Source organism: Erythrobacter sp. SD-21 (assembly GCF_000181515.1).
Lineage (GTDB): Bacteria > Pseudomonadota > Alphaproteobacteria > Sphingomonadales > Sphingomonadaceae > Qipengyuania.
Map to the genome: position 1 here is coordinate 26,410 of NZ_ABCG01000009.1, position 16,625 is coordinate 43,034.

Genomic DNA, 16,625 nt, shown 5'->3' on the forward strand with positions numbered 1-16,625 from the left:
GGAATCGCTAAGCCGGTGATGCACCCGCGTTGCAAGCTTGTGACGCGCGGTTTCCCCGCGTAGTGGACAGCTATGGCAGGAGACCTCCAAGACAATCAGGGGCGCGGCGATACCATATCGGCTATCCCTCGGATCCATCCCGAAGGTCGCAAGTTCGGGCTTGCCGCGCTAGGCCTTTCGCTGGTCTTCGCTTGGTTCGCCTGGGAAACGCTGGCCTGGCCGCTGGCCTTCCTCTCGCTTTGCGTTTTCGCCTTCTTTCGCGATCCGGAACGGGTCGTACCGCAAGACGACCGGTTTATCGTTTCGCCAGCGGACGGGACCGTATTGACTATCGACGAGGTACAACCTCCGCGAGAACTGGTGATCGGCGACGGCAGCGGGACCGAGGGGCTGGCTCCCGTGCCCGTCACGCGCGTGTCCATCCACCTCTCGATCTTCGACGTCCATGTGAACCGCACGCCGATTGCCGGCATGGTGCGGCGGCTGATCTACATTCCGGGCAAGTTCCTAAATTCTGATCTCGACAAGGCGAGCGAGGACAACGAGAGGCAACACATTCTCATCGAGCGGTCGGACGGTCTCAAGGTCGGTTTCACGCAGATTGCAGGGATCATTGCGCGGCGGATAGTTTCCTTTGCGAAACCGGGAGATACCCTGGGCGTTGGTCAGCGAGTGGGCATGATCCGTTTCGGCAGCCGGGTGGATATCTACCTGCCGGCCGGCACGGGGTCTTACGTCATGGTCGGCCAGAAGGTGGTTGCGGGGGAAACCGTGATTGCCGCCGTGGGCAGCCAGCCCCTGCTTGAAGGAGTTACGCAATGAGCCTGCTGTCCGACCCCACGCCGCGCCCCGAGCCGGAAGAGCGCGCGCGACTCGGCCCCAAGGCGGCTGAGGACGAACAGCCGGTCATGGGCAAGTCGCGCGGCCTGTCACTGCGGGCAATGGCTCCCAACGCGATTACGGCGGCGGCGCTGTGTTCGGGGCTGACCGGCATCCGCTTTGCCATTTCCGAGCAATGGGCGGCGGCCGCCGTGGCGATCATAGTAGCCGGCATCCTCGACGGGATGGACGGGCGCATCGCACGCCTCCTGAAGGCGCAATCGCGCTTCGGGGCGGAACTCGACAGCCTTGCCGACTCGCTCAGCTTCGGCACCGCGCCCGCGATCATCATCTACCTGTGGTCGCTTTCGGCGGAGCCGCGCTGGGGCTGGTTTGCTGCTTTGGCACTGGCAATCTGCTGCGCCCTGCGCCTCGCGCGCTTCAACGCGCAGATCGACATGGAAGAGCAGCCGCACAAATCGCTCGGATTCCTGACCGGCGTTCCCGCACCCATGGGGGCAGGGCTGGCCTTCATGCCGTTCTATTTATGGTCGGCGACAGGCATCGAGGTGTTCCGCGAGCCGATCTTCGTGGCGCCCTGGATACTCGCGACGGCGCTGTTGATGATTTCGAGCATGGCGACGCCAAGTTGGACTTCGCTTCGCCCGCGACGGGGCATTCGCCTGTGGGTGCTGGCTTTCGCCGGATTGCTGTTTGCGGCGCTGCTGGTCGAACCCTGGTGGACGCTAAGCGCGATCGGGATCGGCTACCTGATCCTGCTGCCGTTCACGCTGATGCGCTACGCACGGATCAAGCGGCGCGCTGCGTCGCCTGCCGGATGACCGGATAGGCGCGGGCCTGGCGCCCGAAGCCATTCGCACTGCCTGTAATGATCGCGGGGCGTGGGCCGACGCCCGCGCTCGCATAGCCCTGCTTCATGCGCTCCCGCAGCGTGCCGAAAGCGGACCACCAGCGAACGCCGCTATCGGCAAGCACGAGAACCGTCGCCACGCTGGCGAAGGAGAGGGCGGCAATGAGAACAGCTGCAAACATATCGGTCATCTCCTCCCCGCCTGCCTGTGCACAAAGCTGTTGACAGCCGGGGTAAATTTACGGGAAAACCCCTAAATCCCGCCGGGTGTTCCGGCGATGAGAACAATGTTCCTGTTTTGTTCTCGCCTGTCAAGCGCTTTTCGCGCCCGGATTCCCTTTTCCTGAGATGAATTGAGACTGGCTTTGTCCGGAAAAGGCCGCTATTGGCGCGCCGTTCGCTACAGAATCGGCCAATCCGGGCCATTTCGGCGGCGGGCAAATCCACATGGAAGGCGCTCATACCGGTGCCCGGCCGCGGGGTTCTCCGCATCACGGGTTCCAGTCTTCCAGAGGTACAACCGGAAAGGAAATGACCATGGCGGCTCCTACCGTCACCATGCAGCAACTGATCGAGGCCGGCGCACATTTCGGCCACCAGACCCACCGTTGGAACCCGCGAATGAAGCCGTACATCTTCGGCGCGCGCAACGGCATCCACATCATTGACCTGTCGCAGTCCGTGCCGCTCTTCGCGCGCGCTCTCGACTTCATCAGCCAGACCGCACGCTCGGGCGGCAAGGTGCTGTTCGTCGGCACCAAGCGCCAGGCGCAGGACCCGATCCGCGAAGCTGCGCTCGCTGCGGGCCAGCACTTCGTCAACCACCGCTGGCTGGGCGGCATGCTCACCAACTGGAAGACGATCTCGGGCTCTATCAAGGAACTCAAGACGCTGGAAGAAACGCTCTCGGGTGACACCAGCGGCCTGACCAAGAAGGAAGTCCTCAACCTCACGCGAAAGCGCGACAAGCTTGAGCTTTCGCTCGGCGGTATCCGTAACATGGGCGGCATTCCGGACGTGATGTTCGTGATCGACGCCAACAAGGAAGACCTTGCCATCAAGGAAGCCAACGTGCTTGGCATTCCCGTGGTCGCCGTGCTCGACACCAATGTCGATCCGAACGGCATCGCCTTCCCGATCCCGGGCAACGACGACGCTGCCCGCGCCATCAAGCTCTACTGCGACGCCGTTGGCGAAGCGGCCCGTTCGGGCAAGGGCGAAGGCGTGACCGATTCGGGTGCCGACGTGGGCGCGATGGCAAATCCGCCGGAAGAAGCTGCGGCCTGAGGCCATTCCCGTGGGACGGCTGCGTAGCGTGGCCGTCACACAAGCGAACTCGAGCGCCGGGCCGCTGATACCAGCAGGCCCGGTGCTGCACGCATCCAAGATTACCCAAGAAGGAATTTACCATGGCTGCATTCACTGCCGCTGACGTGAAGGCCCTGCGCGAGAAGACCGGCGCGGGCATGATGGACGCCAAGAAGGCTCTCGAAGCTGCGAACGGCGATATCGAAGCCGCTGTCGACGCCCTGCGCGCCAAGGGCCTCGCCACCGCCCAGAAGAAGTCCAGCCGTACCGCGGCTGAAGGCCTCGTCGGCATCGCCGTCGAAGGCACCAAGGGCGTTGCCGTCGAAGTCAACTCGGAAACCGACTTCGTTGCCAAGAACGAGCAGTTCCAGGACTTCGTCCGCAAGACCACGCAGGTCGCACTTTCGACCGACGGTGACGATGTCGAAGCCCTCAAGGCTGCCGGCTATCCCGACGGCGGTTCGGTCGCGGAGAAGCTGACCAACAACGTCGCCACCATCGGCGAGAACCAGCAGATCCGCCGCATGAAGACGGTTTCGGTCACCAACGGTGTGATCGTGCCCTACATGCACAACGCGGTCGCTCCCGACCTCGGCAAGATCGGCGTCCTCGTCGCTCTCGAAAGCGAAGGCGACACGGCCAAGCTGGAAGAGCTGGGCAAGAAGCTCGGCATGCACATCGCTGCCGCCTTCCCGCAGGCGCTGACCGCCGACGGCCTCGATGCCGAAGTGATCGAGCGTGAGCGCGCTATCGCCAAGGAAAAGGCTGCCGAAAGCGGCAAGCCCGAAAACGTCCAGGAAAAGATGGTCGAAGGCGCGGTCAACAAGTACGCCAAGGAAAACGCCCTCCTCAGCCAGGTCTATGTCATCGACAACAAGACCCCGATCGCACAGGTCTTGGAAGCAGCTGCCAAGGATGTCGGCGCCAAGGTCGAACTGGTGGACTACGTCCGCTTCCAGCTCGGCGAAGGCATCGAGAAGGAAGAAAGCGACTTCGCAGCAGAAGTGGCCGCTGCCGTCGGCGGCTGAGCAAAACGCACGCTGCATTAGAAGCGGCAAGTGCGACAGAAAACTTCGACCGCCGCCCCCTCGCTTAAAGTGGGCGGCGGTCGTTTTTGTTTCTGGCGATGGAGGCCTTCGAACTGAAGGATCATAAATAGCTGTGCCTTTGGTGATTCGCTGCTATCTCCCGCGCCATGAAACCTGCGCTTCACCCCCAGGAAGAAGATCGCCTCAGAGAACTGCGACGCTATGGGATCCTCGACACGGAGCGAGAGCGTGATTTCGATGAATTGGTGGAATTGGCATCCGCGCTTTGCGAAGCGCCGGTATCGGTTGTCAATTTCATCGATGAAGGGCGGCAATGGTTCAAGGCCGAGGTGGGGCTGGGCGTTCGATCCACACCAATCGAAACGAGCCTTTGCGGCCATGTCATCCTTCAGGGTGATTTCGTCGAGATACCCGATACGCTCAAGGATGAGCGGATGGCAGACAACCCGCTGTGTACGGACAATCCCGGCTTCCGCTTTTATGCTGGGGCAGTCCTCAAGGGCGAAAACGGCCTTCCGCTCGGCACATTCTGCATACTCGATCACAAGCCGCGCAATCTGACGGATCAGCAGCGTTCGGTTATTCGCGTCCTTGGCCAGCACGTCATGCGTGCCCTCAATCTAAGGCTTGCATTCGAGCGCGAACAGACTTTGCGCCGCGAAGTGGATCACCGGGTAAAGAACTCTCTTGCCTCGATAAGCTCGATCATAACTATGAAAGCGCGGCGCTCTCCGGATGAGGGGACCAGAACCGCGTTGGAGGATATCGGGCTGCGCATCAGGTCGCTGGCCTCGTTGCATGAACAGCTGCAGGATGTCGGCGCACATCAGACCGTTGACCTGGTCGTCCTGTTCGAACGGGTTGGCACGGACTTGCGGCAATTGCTGCCCCAGGGTGTCGATCTCGATATTCGCGTAACCGGAAGGCAGGTCGCGCCAGCTTTGGCAAACTCACTCCTGCTTATCGTCAATGAGTTCGTTTCGAACAGCGTCAAGCACGGACTTTCCAAGAAGGGCGGCAACATTTCCATCGCTATCGATGCGGGCACGGCTGGCGATAATTGGTCTATCGTGTGCAAGGATACAGGGGATGCTTCTGCGCAGGATGCCCAGCGCGCCGCTCAATCGAGCGGTTTGGGCACGAGGGTGATTCACTCCATCGCGCGGGGGTTGGACGCGCAAGTCGAATTTAGCGCCGATGGTGGTGGGATGAAGCTGGCTGTCCGGAAATAGAGCGAACGCCAGCTTGCAAAGTCAGGCTCGCGGCGCCGTACGGCTCGACCCGTTCGATGAGCCCGGATGCTCTGTGACCCGGCGCGTCATCGCGGCTTGCCAGCCCATCGCCGTGAGCGGCAGCGTGGTGAGCGCGAAAAATCACAAGGCCCTGCGATAGACCAGTTTTGGATCGCCGGCGATCACGCCCACGGTGTCTTTCCCCAATGCATACCGGACTGATAGCCATAGTAGTGATATTTGGATCGAAAGAATGCGACAGGCCCCCGCATCCATACCCTTGGCAGCGACGCGCCCACGCTCTAAGGCCGCGCAAACCCTATAAATAGAGACCGCCTCCATGACCCTCCCCAAGATGAACCGCGTCCTCCTGAAGCTGTCGGGCGAGGTGTTGATGGGGACCAACCAGTTCGGGATCGACCCGGCCTTCGTGCTGGAGCTGGCCAAGGAAGTGAAGGCGGCCAAGGATACCGGCCTCGAGATCTGCCTCGTCATCGGCGGCGGCAATATCTTTCGCGGCATGGCAGGCGCGGCGCAAGGCATGGACCGGGCGCAGGCCGATTACATGGGCATGCTCGCGACCGTGATGAACGCGCTGGCAATGCAGAGCGCGCTCGAGCAGCTGGGCGTGGAAACGCGCGTGCAGAGCGCGGTGCAGATGGACCAGGTTTGCGAGCCGGTGATCCGTCGCCGTGCCGAACGCCACCTCGAAAAGGGCCGCATCGTGATTTTCGCCGCCGGCGTCGGCGCGCCCTATTTTACCACCGACAGCGGCGCTGCCCTGCGCGCAGCCGAAATGAAGTGCGACGCGCTGCTGAAGGGCACCAGCGTCGATGGCATTTACGACAGCGATCCGAAGAAGAACGCCGATGCCAAGCGTTTCGAAACCGTAAGTTACTCCAAAGTTCTGGCAGATGATCTCAAGGTCATGGACGCCAGCGCCGTGGCCCTTTGCCGCGACAACGAGATCCCCATCGTGGTGTTCTCGATCCGCGAAAAGGGCAATGTCGTGAAGGTTCTTTCAGGTGAGGGCACGCAGACCATCGTCACCGACCACACCGCTTGATACGAAACGAGAAAGACAAGAGGAAGCCGATCATGGCCAAGTACGACAAATCCGATATCGAACGCCGCATGAAAGGCGCGATCGAAAGCCTGAAGGGTGATCTTTCGGGCCTGCGCACGGGCCGCGCCAACACAAGCTTGCTCGATCCCGTCGTGGTCGAAGTCTACGGCTCGATGATGCCGCTGAACCAGGTCGCCACCGTCTCGGCGCCTGAACCGCGCATGCTGAGCGTGCAGGTGTGGGACAAGGCCAATGTCACCGCGGTCGAGAAGGGCATTGCGAAGGCAAACCTCGGTCTCAACCCGATGATCGACGGTCAGAACGTGCGCCTGCCGATGCCCGACCTCACCGAGGAACGCCGCAGGGATCTCGCCAAGCTCGCCGGCCAGTATGCCGAACAGTCCAAGATCGCGATCCGCAACGTCCGCCGCGATGGTATGGAAGCGCTCAAGGAAGACGAGAAGAAGAAGGAAATCTCCGAGGACGACCGCAAGCGTTCGGAAGACGAGGTTCAGAAACTGACCGACAAATATGTCGCCGAAGCCGAGCAGGCCGCATCGGCCAAGGAAAAGGAAATCATGACGCAGTGAGGCCTCTCGGGGCCTTGCGTGCGCGGACTTTCCGTGATGGCTGACAACCAGGACAAGATAGCCCGCCATGTCGCCGTTATCATGGACGGCAACGGGCGCTGGGCCAAGCGCAAGCACCTGCCGCGCGCCATGGGCCATCGCAAGGGCGTGGAGGCGGTGCGCGAACTTGTGCGCAGCCTCAAGCACACCGAGATCGAGTGCCTGACGCTCTACGCCTTCAGCAGCGAGAACTGGAAGCGCCCCGAGGACGAGGTCGACGACCTGATGAATCTCATGCGCAAGTTCATCAAGTCGGACTTGCCCGAATTCGTCGCCAACGACGTGAAGCTGCATATCCTCGGCGACTGGCGCGGGCTCGCTCCCGATATCGTCGCCATGCTGGAAGATGCGCTGGAGCAGACCTCGGGCGGGTCGCGGACGCTGGCCGTTGCGCTCAATTACGGGGCGCAGGCGGAAATCGCTGCGGCGGCGCGGGCTGCGGCAGAGCAGGGTTCAATCACCGAAGAAGCGATCGAGGCGAATCTCTACTCCGCCGGACTGCCGCCGCTCGACCTTCTGATCCGCACCAGCGGCGAAGTGCGCCTGTCCAATTTCCTCTTGTGGCAGGCCGCCTATGCGGAAATGATCTTCACCGAAGTGTTGTGGCCCGACTTCACGCCGGAGCATCTGCGGGATGCGCTGGACCAGTTTGCGGGCAGGGAGAGACGTTTTGGCGGCAGGTGAGAGCGAAGCGGTTTCGTCGGCGGCAAAATCGAAGAATGCGGACCTGCCGATAAGGCTGCTCTCCGCCGCCGTGATGATGTCTATCGCCGTGGCCGCAGTGGTTGCGGGCGACCCCTGGCTCGACGGGTTCATCGTCCTCGTCTCGCTGGCGACCTTCGTCGAGTTCGTGCTGCTGATCGTTAAGGTGACGCAGAACGTGCCGTTCCGGCTGGCCGCTATCCTCGCTGGCGCGGTCTATATCGGGCTTGCCGGGTTCGTCCTGACGCGGCTGCCGGTCCCGATGATCGTGGGCGTGATCGGCGCGGTGATCTTCGTCGACACCTTCGCCTATGGTTTCGGGCGCACGCTGGGCGGGCCGAAGATCGCGCCAAAGATCAGCCCGTCCAAGACCTGGGCCGGGCTGCTCGGCGGGATCGTTGGCGCGAGCACCTGGCTGGCGCTCTTCGTCTATGGCGCGGCGCGGCAGATCAGCGGGGCGAACACGCTCGGCTTCGAGTTCGCCGAGATCGGCACGCTTGTCGCCTTGGGCGCAGCGATTGCGGTTGCGGCGCAAAGCGGCGATTTCTTCGAAAGCTGGCTCAAGCGCAAGGCCGGGGTCAAGGACAGTTCCAACCTCATACCGGGCCATGGCGGTGTCTTCGACCGGACCGACGGGATCATCCCGGTGGTGCTGCTTGCCGGACTGCTGCTAAGCTCTGCGCCATGACACGGTCGCTCATAGTCCTCGGCGCCACCGGATCGGTGGGCGCGTCCACGCTCGACCTCGTCCGGCGCAATCCGGATCACTGGCGGGTAGAGGCGCTGACCGCGCATTCCAGCGTGGCCGACCTTGCCGCACTGGCGAAAGAATTCGGCGCGAAGATCGCCGTGATCGCTGACGATGCGCGCCTCGGTGAACTGCGCGAGGCGCTGGCGGGATCGGACGTCGAAGCCGCCGCCGGGCGCGCGGCGCTATGCGAGGCTGCGGCGCGCCCCGCCGATATCGTGATGGCGGCCATCGTCGGCTGCGCCGGGCTCGGTCCGGTCATGGCCGCAATCGAGCAGGGCCGCACCGTCGCACTCGCGAACAAGGAGGCGCTGGTTTCGGCGGGAGAGGTTATGACCGCCGCGGTCGAGAAACACGGCGCCACGCTGCTGCCCGTCGACAGCGAGCACAACGCGATCTTCCAGTGCCTGCAGGGCGGGCGGCTGGACGAGGTGCGCAGCATCACGCTGACCGCAAGCGGCGGCCCGCTGCGGCTGGTCGAGGATCTGGACGCGGTCACGCCCGCACAGGCCATCGCGCATCCCAATTGGGACATGGGCGCCAAGATCAGTGTCGACAGCGCGACCATGTTCAACAAGGGCCTCGAACTGATCGAGGCGCATCACCTCTTCCCTGTCGGCCTCGACCGGATCCGGATCGTGGTTCATCCGCAAAGCGTCATCCATTCGATGGTCGAATATCGCGACGGGTCGACGCTGGCGCAGCTTGGCCCTTCGGACATGCGCGTGCCGATCGCCTCCTGCCTTGCCTATCCGGCGCGCATGGACACGCCGATGGCCCCGATGGACCTCGCCGGCATCGGCGAACTCAGCTTCTTCCCCCCTGACGAGACGCGCTTTCCCGCGACGAAACTGGCGCGGCAAGCGGCCGAGGCGGGCGGGGCGGCCCCGGCCACGCTCAACGCCGCCAACGAGGTGGCGGTGGCCGCCTTTCTCGCCGGTCAGATAAAGTTCAGCTGCATTGCAGCATTGGTGGAAGACACACTCAACGCCGGAAACCTGCCACCTGCGCCGCGTTCGCTCGAGGATGTTCTCGTGCTGGACGAAGCCGCGCGCAAGGCTGCCACGGCCCGAATGGAGACTGCCTGACCTTGGACGGATCGATCCCCTTCTGGATGTACATCCTCGGCTTCCCGCTGCTGTTGGGGCCGCTCGTTACACTGCACGAACTTGGCCATTATCTGGTGGGCCGCTGGTTCGGCGTGAAGGCGGAAGCCTTTTCGGTCGGCTTCGGCAAGGAAGTGTGGGGCTGGACCGACGGGCGCGGCACGCGCTGGAAACTCTCGGCGATCCCGCTGGGCGGCTATGTCCAGTTCAAGGGCGACATGGACCCGGCCAGCATTCCGCATCCCGACAAGATCGACGAAGCGAGCGCGCAAGAACGCGATGGCAGCTTCCATCACGCTTCGCTCGGCAAGCGGGCGCTGATCGTCTTTGCCGGACCGGCTATGAATGTTCTCGTCACCCTAGCGATCTTCGCGAGCTTCTTTGCGATCTACGGCAAGCCCGTGGCGGCGGACCCCGAAGAAACGACCGTCATCACTCGCTTCGCCGAGGAAAGCGCCGCGCGAGCTGCCGGGCTGGAAATAGGCGACCGCATGATCGCCATCGACGGTGAGCCGGTGGCGGAATTCCAGGACGTGGCGGACCAGGTGCTGATGTACCCCGGACGTACGATCGACATGGAGATCGAGCGCGAGGGGGAGCGCCTTACGCTGCCGGTCAGAATTGCCGATATCGAAGAGGCCGACCGCTTCGGCAACAAGAGCCGTATCGGGCGGATTGGCATCTATTCCTCCGAACTTGCGGTGGAGGAAGTCGGCATCGGTGAATCCATCGGTCTTGCGTTTGTCCAGACCGGCAAGCTGGTCGACATGATGGTCACCGGGATCAAGCAGATCATCGTCGGCGATCGCTCGGTAAAGGAGCTGGGCGGACCGGTCACGATCGGCAAATTTGCAGGCGAACAGTTGAGCATGGGGCCGCTTGCCTTCATCAACTTTGCCGCGCTGATTTCGCTTAACTTGGCATTCATCAACCTCCTGCCAATCCCGGCGCTCGACGGCGGACACCTGGCTTTCTACGCGGCTGAAGCAGTCCGCCGGAAACCCTTGGGTCCGAAGTCTACGGAGGTGGCCTATCGGGCCGGCGTGGCACTGGTGCTCGCCCTGATGGTATTCGTCACCTTCATCGATATCGCCAAACTTCCCTTCTTCGGGAATTAGGCGGGGAAAGGCCGAGCCGCATACGCCTTGCCAGGCGTCACGCGGCTTGATCGTGGAGCTTGCATCGGGCAGGGGGCCAATCGGCCGCCTGCGCCCTGCAGGCGAGGAAAGATTTCAAGGACGGGAACTCCCTTGTCGATGACTGGATTTGCGAACGCCGCGACGACTTCAAAAACGCGGACCACGCGCCTTGTGGCGGGCCTGCTTGCGGGCACGATCATGGGCTCGATGCCGGTTGCGGCCCTGGCGCAGGAGACGGGCGGCGACGAAGCCGATGCAGCGCAAGCCGCGCCCGCCCAGCAGCAGGACGCGGTTCGCACGATCGCCGTGGCCGGCGCCCAGCGCCTCGAACCGCAGACGATCCTGTCCTACATCCGCCTGCGCCCGGGCGATGCCTATACCCAGGCCGCGGGCGACGAGGTGCTTAAGGATCTCTACGCGACCGAACTGTTCTCCAACGTCAGCGTGGTAAACGATTCGGGCAATGTCGTGATCACTGTGGCCGAAAACCCGGTCATCAACCGCATCCTTCTGGAGGGTAACGATCGGATCAAGAACGACAAGATCATTCCGGAAATTCGCCTTGCCCCGCGCCAGATCTTTACCCGTTCAAAGGTGCGCGCCGACGTTGCCCGCATCATCGAACTCTACAAACGCCAGGGCCGCTTTGCCGCAACGGTCGAGCCGCAGCTCGTTCAGCTGAGCCAGAACCGCGTCGATATCGTCTTCGAGATCGATGAAGGGCCCAAGTCCAAGGTTCGTCAGATCAACATCATCGGCAACGAGCAGTTCTCGGACGGAGATCTCAAGGGCGAGATGGTCACCAAGGAGACAGGAGGCCTGCTGAGCTTCCTTAGCTCGAACACCAGCTACGACCCCGATCGCCTGGCATTCGACCAGCAGAACCTGCGTACCTTCTACCTCACCGAAGGCTATGCCGACTTTCGCGTCGTCTCCGCCGTGGCCGAGCTTACGCCGGACAAGGAAGACTTCATCATCACCTATGTGGTCGAAGAGGGTGAGCGTTACAAATTTGGCGATGTGAAGGTCGAAAGTCAGCTGCGCGACTTCGACAGCAATGCCATGTCGCAGCGGCTCCCGATGCAAGCGGGCGACTATTACAATGCCAAGCAAGTCGAGGACACGGTCGAACAGTTGACGGACCTCGCCGGCACCTTCGGCTATGCTTTCGCGGATGTGCGGCCCGATTTCAATCGAAACCCCGAAACCCTGACAATGGACGTCAGATTCGTCCTGCGCGAAGCGCCGCGCGTTTACGTCGAGCGGATCGATGTGAACGGCAACACATTGACGCAGGACAAGGTCGTCCGCCGCGAATTCCGCGTGGCAGAGGGCGATGCCTTCAACAGTCTTGCGATCAAGCGATCGGAAGCCCGCATCAAATCGCTGGGCTATTTCCAAGAGAATTTCGAGGTTACGCAGGTGGAGGGCAGTGCGCCCGACCGCGTCGTCCTTGAAGCCAATATCGAGGAGCAGCCGACCGGCGAACTCCAACTGTCGGCCGGTTTTTCCAGCCTTGAACGATTCGTTCTCGCCGGTTCGATCCGCCAGAAGAATTTTCGCGGGCGCGGGCAAACCGTCGGCCTCAGCTTAAATTATTCGCGATTCTCAAAATCAGCGCAGGTAAGCTTCTCCGAACCATACCTGTTTGACCGCAACATTTCGATGGGCGCGGACATCTATCATCGCGAATACGACAACGATTTTTTTGCTAGCGAGTTCAACCGTTATAGTCAGGCGACGACGGGTTTGTCGCTTCGTGCTGGCGTTCCATTGACTGAATATATGTCTGCCATTGGCAGCTATACGCTGAATTTCGAGGACGTGAGTATCGGTACGCAGTTCTTCACCGACACAGACGGTGACGGTGTAGAAGAATGTGTCGGGTCGCGCTTTATCTGCGAAGCGGTAGGCAAAAGGACCAGTTCGATCCTGGGCCTGAGTGTGAATTACAATTCGCTGAATAGCAGCTTCCGACCGACCAGTGGCGAAACGGTTTCGATATCGACCGAATTTGCGGGACTTGGCGGCAACGTAGACTACCTCCGTTTGCGGTCGCGAATGGCAAAGTACTTCGACGTCGGCTCCGGCTTTATCTTCTCGCTTCAGGCCGAAGGCGGTTGGATCAAGGCGCTAAAGAGCAATGCCGAGCCTGGCTTCGACGACGTGCGACTGACAGACCGCTTTTTCCTCGGTGAACCGCAGTTCCGAGGGTTCGATATCCGGGGGGTGGGCCCTCGCATCGTGCAACTTGCCTATCTCGACGATGATAACGATCCCGATACGCCTCGCGTGCTCCAGACGTTGGAGCAATTGCGTGAGAACGAGAACAATCGGAGTATTGATTATTCGCTTGGAGGTCGCGCTTACTATCTCGGCCGGGCGGAGCTCGATATCCCGCTTGGAAGTGGCGCTCAGGAAATGGGTCTTCGTCCATCGGTCTGGATCGATGTTGGTTCGCTCTTCGCTGTCGATCGCCCGATTCTCGCGGATAACCCGAACGGCGTTCAGTCTACGATTAGAGGCGAACCGGTTTTCCTAGGACCGCTTTATGATGCGGACGGCAATCCGGTTCTTGATGACAACAACACCCCCAATGATCCTTCTGACGATGTGCCGGTTGTCGGCCAGACGCTCGATCAGTTCGATGCTGATGGCAATCCGAATGATCCCTTCATTCCCAGCGGCACCTTCTTCAAGGAAGTCCTTCTGGGCGACAGCATCTCCCCACGCATTACCGCTGGTATCGGGGTGAACTGGAATTCGCCATTCGGTCCGTTCAGGATCGATATCTCTCACGTCATTAAAAAGCAGCGTGGTGACGACACCAAGACGATCTCTTTCAATGTAGGAACGCAATTCTAATGAAGATTCTCAAGCAGACCATCGCCGCAGCGAGCCTGGCTGTCGCCGGCATCGCCGCAACGCCGCTCGCAGCGCAGGTCAGCGGCAACATCGCCGTAGTCAATCCGCCCGCGACGATCGCCGGATCCAGCGCGCTGAGCGCTGCATACCAGCAGATCAACACAACCTTTGCTTCTCAGATTTCCCAAATCCAGCAGAAGCAGCAGCAAGCCCAGACGCTGCTTCAACAACTCGATACGAATAGCGACGGCAATCTGGATCAGTCCGAGCAGCAGGCCGCGCAGAATGCACCGCAGGCGCAGCAGATTCAAACTCTCGAGCGTGAAATTGCACAGCTACAGAATCAGGTCGATGCGGCGCGGGTCTATGCCATCGAACAGATTCTCCAGCAGTATGGCGCCGCCCTGCAGACAGTGACTTCGGCTGATAATATTCAGGTAGTGCTTTCGCCTGAAGCTGTTGCATGGTCCAATCCGGCTACCAACATCAATCAGAAGGTTGTGGCGGCACTCAACTCGCGCGTGCCCTCCGTGCAAACAACCCCGCCGCAGGGCTGGCAGCCGAGCCAGCAGGCAGTCGGCGTGTACCAGCAGGTCCAGCAGGTCCTGATGGTCGCCGCCGCCCGCCAGCAGGCCGCCGCAGCGCAGCAGCAGTCCGCAGCACAGCCCTCGGGTCGCTAAGAAAGACAAGGGAGCAGGGGATATGAGCGAGACCGGTTTCGACGTGGTCGAGGTGCTCAAGCGCCTTCCGCACCGCTATCCCCTGCTGCTCGTCGACCGCGTGGCCGAACTCGTCCCGGACGAGCGGATCCACGCGATCAAGGCGGTCAGCTTCAACGAGGACTTTTTCCAGGGGCATTTTCCCGGCGCGCCGATCATGCCGGGCGTGCTCCAGATCGAAGCGCTGGCGCAGGCCGCCGGCGTGCTCGCGGTGGAAAGCCTCGGTCTCGCCGGATCGGGCAAGCTCGTCTATTTCATGGCGATCGAGAACGCCAAGTTCCGCGCGCCCGTGACGCCTGGTGTGCTGCTCGATCTCAAGGCCAGCTTTGTCCAGAAGCGGGCCCGCGTCTGCAAGTTCGCAGGCGAGGCCTCGGTCGATGGCAAGGTGACCTGCGAAGTCAGCTTCACCGCGATGATCGCCGACGCGCCTGAGTAGGTTTTTGTTTTGCGCACCGACCTTCGTCGGTGCGTCCTCGCTAGATGTGCAGCAAGCTGCACTCGCTGCGGACGGGCGGTCGCCCTTGCCGGGCCTCCGCCGGCCCGGTCATGGTCACGGCAGTCGAAGCGTGCCTGCGCGTCGGCCGATCAGGCCGAAGCCAAGGAGCGCGGACGCGCTCCGCCCGGCGTCTGAGGGCGCAAACAAATAACGGGAAATCGGACTTGCCTTTTAAGGCGATTCCGATTACCCGCGCGCCTTTCCCAACACAGCTGGATCGGTCGGAACCGCTCCGAAGCTAAAAGGACGTTTATCATGAAGGCCGAAGGTCACCCCGATTACCACATGATCACGGTCAAGATGACCGATGGCACCGAATTCCAGACGCGCTCGACCTGGGGCAGCGAAGGCGACACGCTGACGCTCGACATCGACCCCACTAGCCACCCGGCATGGACCGGCGGCAAGCAGCAGCTTCAGGAAGGCGGCCGCGTTGCAGCCTTCAATAAGCGCTTCGGCGGTCTCACGCTCAAGAAGTAAGCTTCTTCGGCGACGAAATTTCAAGGGCGGCCCTTCCGGGGCCGCCCTCTTTCGTTGGCGGGTCAGGGCTTGATCGGCGCGAACCGCAACACGCCGGTATATTCATAGGCGTTGCCATCACCGGGGTGGCGCTGGCCGTTGAACACCGGGACTTGCGCCAATTCATAGATCGAAACGCCGTCCACGCAGGCGAGGTTGACCCCGTAGTGATCGGGCTCGGAGCGCAGCTGGTGGAAGGTGTGGATGCCGCAGCGCGAACAGAAGCGGTGCTTCGCCTGCCCGCTGCCGAACGTATAGAGTGTGAGCGCGTCCTCGCCCCGCGTGATCTTCAGCGAGGCCATCGGCACGTCCAGCATCACCACGCCCTTCATGGCGCAGATGGTGCAGTTGCAGCGCCGGATGATTGCGCCTTCGGGCACGGTGAAGCTGAACCGTACGGCGCCGCAATGGCAGCCACCTTCGCGCGTTTCGCCGGCAGCGATCACCAGCCCCACTCCTTCTCGCGATACCATTTCGTGATCACGTATTTGACGCCCTTCCTGACCTTCATCCCGTGGTGGATGGTGTTGGGGTTCTCGCGCCCCTCGGGCCGCATATTGTTCCAGCAGACCAGCTTGCCCGGCTCGGGCTGGAAGGTCTTTCCCACCGCCTTGAAGCGAGTCGCCCCGCCGGCTTCCACTGCGTTCAGATAGACCATGAAGGTCCAGGTTCGCTGGCCGGCGACCGAGCAGTATTTCTCCCAGTCCTGCCCGCCGCGGTTGAAATAGTCGCAATGCGGTTTGAACTCCTGCCCGACATCATAGCGCTGGCCCTGTAGCGGCTCGCCAAATTTCGGATCGATCCCGTTGAGCGCGGCGAGCAGGGCTTCGATTTCGCACACCACCGGCTCGTCCGGATCGAGATCGCAGGTCTCGCTGGTGCGGAAGTAGTGGTCGTTTCCCGCGTCGGCGAGGGTCGAGGGGCGGCGGTCCTTCTCGATCAGCGCGACCAACTGCTCGCACATCGCCGGCGAGGCGAAATCGCGCAGCTGGAAGAGCTCCGCTTTGGGTGTCGGTACGCGTTGAATCCCTGGGCGGGACAGCAGGAGCGCGCTCGAAGATTCGCCGGGATTGGTCATCGCGAGCCACGTTATCGGTCGTGGAGCGCGCCGCAAGCAAAGAAAGAAAATTGCGCGTGGCACGCCGGAAGCGCTTTTTCGCTTCCCATCGAAGCCATGTTGTGCAACAGGCGCACGCCGTTGCGCAAGGCGGGTTGACGGCCCGTTTTCCGCGTATATGTGCCGCCTTCCCGGCAGCGTTCCGGGGGCATGTGGCGATCGTAGCTCAGTTGGTTAGAGCGCCGGTTTGTGGTACCGGAGGTCGCGGGTTCGAACCCCGTCGATCGCCCCATTTTCTCC

General features: G+C 61.9%; 18 protein-coding genes and 1 tRNA gene. 16 read left to right on the forward strand and 3 right to left on the reverse strand.

Features of this window, described 5'->3' with window-relative positions; all coding sequences use genetic code 11:
- Positions 1-72 precede the first annotated feature (72 nt).
- Positions 73-822 (forward strand): phosphatidylserine decarboxylase, encoded by a 750-nt coding sequence (locus tag ED21_RS13025; protein WP_006834390.1) that lies wholly within the window; start codon positions 73-75, stop codon positions 820-822.
- Entirely contained in the window at positions 819-1,661 is an 843-nt protein-coding gene (locus tag ED21_RS13030) for a phosphatidylcholine/phosphatidylserine synthase (RefSeq protein WP_006834391.1), read from the forward strand. Before ED21_RS13025 ends, ED21_RS13030 begins: the two co-directional genes overlap by 4 nt.
- On the opposite strand, the gene ED21_RS13035 is transcribed toward ED21_RS13030, so the two are convergent.
- Positions 1,630-1,881 carry a hypothetical protein gene (locus ED21_RS13035; RefSeq protein ID WP_006834392.1) on the reverse strand — a complete coding sequence of 84 codons (252 nt, stop codon included), beginning with the start codon at positions 1,879-1,881 and terminating at the stop codon, positions 1,630-1,632. The two genes, ED21_RS13030 and ED21_RS13035, sit on opposite strands and share 32 nt — an antisense overlap.
- A gap of 346 nt (positions 1,882-2,227) precedes the next feature.
- On the opposite strand from ED21_RS13035, the gene rpsB reads away from it, so the two are divergent.
- The 13 genes from rpsB (at position 2,228) to rpmE (ending at position 15,229) form a co-directional block, all read left to right on the forward strand.
- The gene (gene rpsB / locus ED21_RS13040; RefSeq protein ID WP_034922751.1) at positions 2,228-2,977 is read left to right on the forward strand and encodes a 30S ribosomal protein S2; all 750 of its coding nucleotides are present in this window, start codon (positions 2,228-2,230) and stop codon (positions 2,975-2,977) included.
- 122 nt (positions 2,978-3,099) lie between these two features.
- Positions 3,100-4,026, forward strand: coding sequence for a translation elongation factor Ts (gene tsf, locus ED21_RS13045; RefSeq protein ID WP_006834394.1), 927 nt, complete (start codon positions 3,100-3,102; stop codon positions 4,024-4,026).
- 167 nt (positions 4,027-4,193) lie between these two features.
- Positions 4,194-5,279 (forward strand): sensor histidine kinase, encoded by a 1,086-nt coding sequence (locus ED21_RS13050; RefSeq protein WP_034922726.1) that lies wholly within the window; start codon positions 4,194-4,196, stop codon positions 5,277-5,279.
- Positions 5,280-5,619: 340 nt separating this feature from the next.
- On the forward strand, positions 5,620-6,345 hold the full coding sequence (gene pyrH / locus ED21_RS13055; protein WP_006834397.1) for a UMP kinase: 726 nt from the start codon (positions 5,620-5,622) through the stop codon (positions 6,343-6,345).
- A 32-nt stretch (positions 6,346-6,377) separates the two neighbouring features.
- Complete coding sequence (gene frr / locus ED21_RS13060; protein ID WP_006834398.1) at positions 6,378-6,935, forward strand: ribosome recycling factor; 558 nt, start codon at positions 6,378-6,380, stop codon at positions 6,933-6,935.
- A gap of 36 nt (positions 6,936-6,971) precedes the next feature.
- Positions 6,972-7,658, forward strand: a complete 687-nt coding sequence (gene uppS, locus ED21_RS13065; protein ID WP_006834399.1) for a polyprenyl diphosphate synthase — start codon at positions 6,972-6,974, stop codon at positions 7,656-7,658.
- Positions 7,645-8,364: a phosphatidate cytidylyltransferase gene (locus tag ED21_RS13070; protein WP_006834400.1), complete on the forward strand. Its 720-nt coding sequence runs from the start codon at positions 7,645-7,647 to the stop codon at positions 8,362-8,364. Before uppS ends, ED21_RS13070 begins: the two co-directional genes overlap by 14 nt.
- Complete coding sequence (gene dxr / locus ED21_RS13075; protein WP_006834401.1) at positions 8,361-9,512, forward strand: 1-deoxy-D-xylulose-5-phosphate reductoisomerase; 1,152 nt, start codon at positions 8,361-8,363, stop codon at positions 9,510-9,512. The genes ED21_RS13070 and dxr overlap by 4 nt, the downstream gene beginning before the upstream one ends.
- A 26-nt stretch (positions 9,513-9,538) precedes the next feature.
- Positions 9,539-10,648, forward strand: coding sequence for an RIP metalloprotease RseP (gene rseP / locus ED21_RS13080; RefSeq protein WP_006834402.1), 1,110 nt, complete (start codon positions 9,539-9,541; stop codon positions 10,646-10,648).
- A gap of 138 nt (positions 10,649-10,786) precedes the next feature.
- A complete protein-coding gene (gene bamA / locus ED21_RS13085) occupies positions 10,787-13,534 on the forward strand; it encodes an outer membrane protein assembly factor BamA (protein ID WP_050784780.1) in 2,748 nt (915 codons plus the stop codon).
- Positions 13,534-14,214, forward strand: a complete 681-nt coding sequence (locus ED21_RS13090; protein WP_006834404.1) for an OmpH family outer membrane protein — start codon at positions 13,534-13,536, stop codon at positions 14,212-14,214. Before bamA ends, ED21_RS13090 begins: the two co-directional genes overlap by 1 nt.
- A gap of 22 nt (positions 14,215-14,236) precedes the next feature.
- A complete protein-coding gene (gene fabZ, locus ED21_RS13095; RefSeq protein ID WP_006834405.1) occupies positions 14,237-14,689 on the forward strand; it encodes a 3-hydroxyacyl-ACP dehydratase FabZ in 453 nt (150 codons plus the stop codon).
- Between the two features lie 315 nt (positions 14,690-15,004).
- Positions 15,005-15,229, forward strand: a complete 225-nt coding sequence (gene rpmE, locus ED21_RS13100; RefSeq protein ID WP_006834406.1) for a 50S ribosomal protein L31 — start codon at positions 15,005-15,007, stop codon at positions 15,227-15,229.
- A 62-nt stretch (positions 15,230-15,291) separates the two neighbouring features.
- On the opposite strand, the gene ED21_RS13105 is transcribed toward rpmE, so the two are convergent.
- Complete coding sequence (locus ED21_RS13105) at positions 15,292-15,714, reverse strand: GFA family protein (protein WP_198005864.1); 423 nt, start codon at positions 15,712-15,714, stop codon at positions 15,292-15,294.
- Positions 15,711-16,346, reverse strand: coding sequence for a 2OG-Fe(II) oxygenase (locus tag ED21_RS13110; RefSeq protein WP_006834408.1), 636 nt, complete (start codon positions 16,344-16,346; stop codon positions 15,711-15,713). Before ED21_RS13110 ends, ED21_RS13105 begins: the two co-directional genes overlap by 4 nt.
- 194 nt (positions 16,347-16,540) lie before the next feature.
- On the opposite strand from ED21_RS13110, the gene ED21_RS13115 reads away from it, so the two are divergent.
- Positions 16,541-16,617 (forward strand) — tRNA-His (locus tag ED21_RS13115).
- Positions 16,618-16,625 lie beyond the last annotated feature (8 nt).

Bases quoted from the DNA above. Each gene is read 5' to 3' on its own strand.
- dxr (WP_006834401.1), top strand. From the start codon at position 8,361: ATGACACGGTCGCTCATAGTCCTCGGCGCCACCGGATCGGTGGGCGCG.
- rpsB (WP_034922751.1), top strand. From the start codon at position 2,228: ATGGCGGCTCCTACCGTCACCATGCAGCAACTGATCGAGGCCGGCGCA.
- tsf (WP_006834394.1), top strand. From the start codon at position 3,100: ATGGCTGCATTCACTGCCGCTGACGTGAAGGCCCTGCGCGAGAAGACC.
- rpmE (WP_006834406.1), top strand. From the start codon at position 15,005: ATGAAGGCCGAAGGTCACCCCGATTACCACATGATCACGGTCAAGATG.
- ED21_RS13050 (WP_034922726.1), top strand. From the start codon at position 4,194: ATGAAACCTGCGCTTCACCCCCAGGAAGAAGATCGCCTCAGAGAACTG.
- uppS (WP_006834399.1), top strand. From the start codon at position 6,972: ATGGCTGACAACCAGGACAAGATAGCCCGCCATGTCGCCGTTATCATG.
- fabZ (WP_006834405.1), top strand. From the start codon at position 14,237: ATGAGCGAGACCGGTTTCGACGTGGTCGAGGTGCTCAAGCGCCTTCCG.
- bamA (WP_050784780.1), top strand. From the start codon at position 10,787: ATGACTGGATTTGCGAACGCCGCGACGACTTCAAAAACGCGGACCACG.
- rseP (WP_006834402.1), top strand. From the start codon at position 9,539: ATGTACATCCTCGGCTTCCCGCTGCTGTTGGGGCCGCTCGTTACACTG.
- pyrH (WP_006834397.1), top strand. From the start codon at position 5,620: ATGACCCTCCCCAAGATGAACCGCGTCCTCCTGAAGCTGTCGGGCGAG.
- ED21_RS13090 (WP_006834404.1), top strand. From the start codon at position 13,534: ATGAAGATTCTCAAGCAGACCATCGCCGCAGCGAGCCTGGCTGTCGCC.
- ED21_RS13035 (WP_006834392.1), bottom strand. From the start codon at position 1,881: ATGACCGATATGTTTGCAGCTGTTCTCATTGCCGCCCTCTCCTTCGCC.
- ED21_RS13030 (WP_006834391.1), top strand. From the start codon at position 819: ATGAGCCTGCTGTCCGACCCCACGCCGCGCCCCGAGCCGGAAGAGCGC.
- ED21_RS13025 (WP_006834390.1), top strand. From the start codon at position 73: ATGGCAGGAGACCTCCAAGACAATCAGGGGCGCGGCGATACCATATCG.
- ED21_RS13110 (WP_006834408.1), bottom strand. From the start codon at position 16,346: ATGACCAATCCCGGCGAATCTTCGAGCGCGCTCCTGCTGTCCCGCCCA.
- frr (WP_006834398.1), top strand. From the start codon at position 6,378: ATGGCCAAGTACGACAAATCCGATATCGAACGCCGCATGAAAGGCGCG.